3 protein-coding genes and 2 rRNA genes are annotated in these 3,521 nt (G+C 55.0%); 2 read left to right on the top strand and 3 right to left on the bottom strand.

Annotated elements, in window-relative coordinates:
* Together AC3IFE_RS21025 and rrf are read left to right on the top strand one after the other, a co-directional pair.
* A 23S ribosomal RNA gene (locus tag AC3IFE_RS21025) occupies window positions 1–203 on the top strand; the annotation flags it as partial.
* Between the two features lie 128 nt (window positions 204–331).
* Window positions 332–444 (top strand): 5S ribosomal RNA (gene rrf, locus AC3IFE_RS21030).
* Between the two features lie 106 nt (window positions 445–550).
* Here rrf and AC3IFE_RS21035 read toward each other — a convergent pair.
* The 3 genes from AC3IFE_RS21035 to AC3IFE_RS21045 all read right to left on the bottom strand — a co-directional run.
* Complete coding sequence (locus AC3IFE_RS21035) at window positions 551–814, bottom strand: PAAR domain-containing protein (protein ID WP_489191824.1); 264 nt, start codon at window positions 812–814, stop codon at window positions 551–553.
* Window positions 815–968: 154 nt separating this feature from the next.
* On the bottom strand, window positions 969–1,433 hold the full coding sequence (locus AC3IFE_RS21040) for a DUF6714 family protein (protein ID WP_489191825.1): 465 nt from the start codon (window positions 1,431–1,433) through the stop codon (window positions 969–971).
* Window positions 1,430–3,521 (bottom strand): RHS repeat-associated core domain-containing protein (locus AC3IFE_RS21045; protein WP_489191826.1); only part of this gene is annotated, 2,092 nt, incomplete at its 5' end. The genes AC3IFE_RS21045 and AC3IFE_RS21040, both read right to left, overlap by 4 nt.

A 3,521-nucleotide genomic window follows, 5' to 3' on the forward strand; every position in this document is an offset into this window, starting at 1 on the left:
GCCAGTGGCATCGCCGGGTAGCTATGTTCGGAAGAGATAACCGCTGAAAGCATCTAAGCGGGAAACTCGCCTTAAGATGAGATATCCCTGGGGACTAGATCCCCTTGAAGGGTCGTTCGAGACCAGGACGTTGATAGGTCAGGTGTGTAAGCGCAGTAATGCGTTCAGCTAACTGATACTAATTGCCCGTAAGGCTTGATCCTATAACAAGTCTGTTTCGCGCTACAGAGCGCGTCGGACGGTTGGATTCTCGTGTGTGATACACACAACCTAAATTACTGCTTCTTCCAGGATTGGTTGTGCTGCGAAGCCAGCACAACAACCCCCTTTGCCTGATGACCATAGCGAGTCGGTCCCACCCCTTCCCATCCCGAACAGGACCGTGAAACGACTCTACGCCGATGATAGTGCGGATTCCCGTGTGAAAGTAGGTAATCGTCAGGCTCCCTTAGCCAAGAACCCCCGCCCGATCAGGCGGGGGTTTTTGCATTGGTGCGGCGAAAATGTGCGCGGAGCAGACAAAGCTCAATTTAATTAGAGCCAGATGGCGTCACTCGCTTGCCACGAATTCTTGTTGGCTGGCGATCAGCGAGGCGCCACATGCAGTCTTCATCCCGTCCAGCGCAACGGCGCGACCTTCAATCGTGTACTGACTGGAGCCCTGAACGATCGGGTAGGTACCTTGGCATTTCGGGCACAGGACCATATGGCCGACACCGGATGCCGGCCGACCGTTCAAGTTCGAAAGGCCGAAGCCGTCGAGTACTGTGCCGCCGTGATCCGTTGTGTCGCCTTTGCGGATAATAGGTTTCATCGAAGAGTCTTGGGGAGTTTGGACTATTTCGGTATTCTTACTAAGCTCACCGACTTCGGGCGGCGAGCTGCGGAGCGGGGTCCCCGAGTGCACCACGTTGATTTAGATCGCTCAACTCAAACCCCCAAATTCGGCTCCGATCGAAAAACGCCGATCAAAATATCTTACGGAGCAGGTTGGCAGCATCTGCCGCCAAGTCGGGATCTTGGTGCCGCCACTCGATTCGGCTCATCTCGTTTAGAAAATCAATGATGCAATTTCGCTGGTCTTTTGCATACGTCTTCGAAATTTCATCGAGCCAGTCGCTCGCGCCACCTGTTGCCATTCGGTGCAATTTGTAGACAAGAGAGTCAGGGATATTGTCCGCCTCGTCGTACTCATATGTAGCTATCTTCATGAACAACGGAAGAAAAAATGCGAACGCTTTCGGCTTCATAAAAGTGAGGCAAGCCGACTCATCGCATTCGTAGTCTTCTCTTAATTCCTTGAGCGTTATTTCGAAGCGCTTCTTTCCTCGAAAAAAATCGTCGACAGCACATGACTCGATCCCCGATCTGTCTGTGATCGGCTCTCCATCCGGGAAGGGATCGTTTGGAAACATTGAGAAATTCAAGCTCATTTCAGTAATCCCTCGCACTTCGCAACATTCGCCCAGGCTTCGAGTGCTTCGTTACGGTGGTTGGCGTCTCCACCCGCGAAGCACTTTTTGTTGATCAGGTCTCGCGCCATCGCACATTCCCGGTTGTTTTCGCGCATCTGCAGAATGGTCGGCTGGTCCATGTTAGCTTTACACGCTCTGGGGCGCTTGCATGCACGGTTGACCTCATCCTGGAGCCTGCGATGTTCGCCCGGGGAGCAATTGCCCGGCGGTTGTATTGTGTCTGCGATCGGACTGACTTTGTTCCCGGCTTTGTCCGATGATGCGGAAGACGCCATCCAGACAAACACGCCAATCCCCGCCAATGTGCCAACTGCGGCACCAATTATCGTACCGATTCCGGGAAAGACTGCCGTCCCTGCGGCGGCACCCATTTCAGCACCAGCGGGGATCGACAGCAGGCCAATCGGATCGATTGCCATGGAGGGGCGGCTGTCGGCATAGGCGTATTTATTGGGGCCTGCGAGCAAACCGAGAGGATCTTGATTGATGTATCTGCCGGCCTCCGGATCGTAATAGCGGTGACGGTTGTAGTACAACCCGGACTCAGCATCGTGATACTGACCCGGAAACCGAATCGGATTGTCGATTTTCGCGACAACTTGTTGGCCACACCGCCCGTAACCGTCGAAGTCTGCAGCCCAGACGACTTCGCGCTCGTCGTCGACGAGTTCCTGTGGCGCGCCGAGATGATCGCTCAAATAGTGGTAGCACTTGCCATTCGCCAATTGAGCCAGTGGTCCACGGTGATCAGGGTGCGGAACATAGGTAACGAGCGTGTCGCCTCGTGTGCTCGCGCCGGCATGTACTTCCTGCAACATCCAATCGTTGTCCCATACGAACAACGTCATGCGCGATGCTTTCCCGGCCGGCGTGTGAATTTTGGCGATCCGGCGTCCCAAGGCGTCGTAACGATATTCAGTACGGTCGCCATTGACGTGGTCGACACCAATCAGCTGATGAGCAGCATCATAACGATAGCGCGTGACATTCGGTGGTAGAGCTGTCTCGCTCGGCTCGGAGGCATTGTGTCGTGGCAGAAGTCGCTCAAGAATGCCCGACGCCGCTTTGACGACAGGTTTGTCTGATATGACCTGTGCCGTACGTGATGCCCGGTTCCCGTGACCGTCGTAAGTAAAGTGGAGCAGCGTTTGAGTGGATACCTCGGACGTGACAAATTGGTGCAGTCGATCCCCGGCCGCACCTTGTACGCCTTCCACAAACGGAACACTCGGGGAGCTGCTCGCCATCAGTCTGGCGATCAAATTTCCTGTCGAATCGTAGCGAAACGACTCATTTGTCACATTGAGAATGGCTTCCCCGCGTTCGCGTGCAACACCCAGCAGTTGCGAAAGAGGATCGTAGCTATAGTGCTTGGCACCTCGCCATGCATCGTGCAAATCGGTTAATTGTCCGGCTGCGTCGTAATGCCACGCCCGCCACGGACGCGCGTCCGCTCGTGGTTGACCTTGCGAATCGAGATCCTGAAGCTGTTGCGACGCGAGTTGTCCGGAGTCGGTATATGCGAATAGCTGAGCGATTGAACCCTGTACATTTGTGACCGTGCGGTGTAGCGCATCGCGCTCGAAGCTCGCAAGCGGAGCACCGTCAAGCAGCACGCCGTGAATGTGGCCGCTTCCATACCGCTGCCATGTCAGGTTGCCAACTCCGGGTAGGTGCGTCTCGCTACGATTTCCGACTGCATCAAGTCGATGTTGAAGGCGCCAAACACGACCGTGATGTGCTTGAACTTCGGCGGTACGTCGCCCGGCTGCATCGTACTCGTAGGTGATTTGCGATACGGCGCCAGCCTCTTGATGGTGGTAGGCCTGTTTAAGCAGGCCTCGCTCGTCATAACTGAAAGTACTCAGCGTGTTGTCGCTCAGTTGGCGACCGATCATCTGACCGAGATTGTCGTATATCAGCGTCGTGCGAAGTTGTCCGTCGTTTCCACAATCGATCTGCTCGATCAGTTCGCCGGCGACGTTGAATCGAAATTGTTGGCGCCGACCATCGAACCCGATTTGCTCGATGATGCGTCCCAGTTGG

The sequence above is a fragment of the Burkholderia sp. APQ4-4ca genome (genome assembly GCF_057837105.1).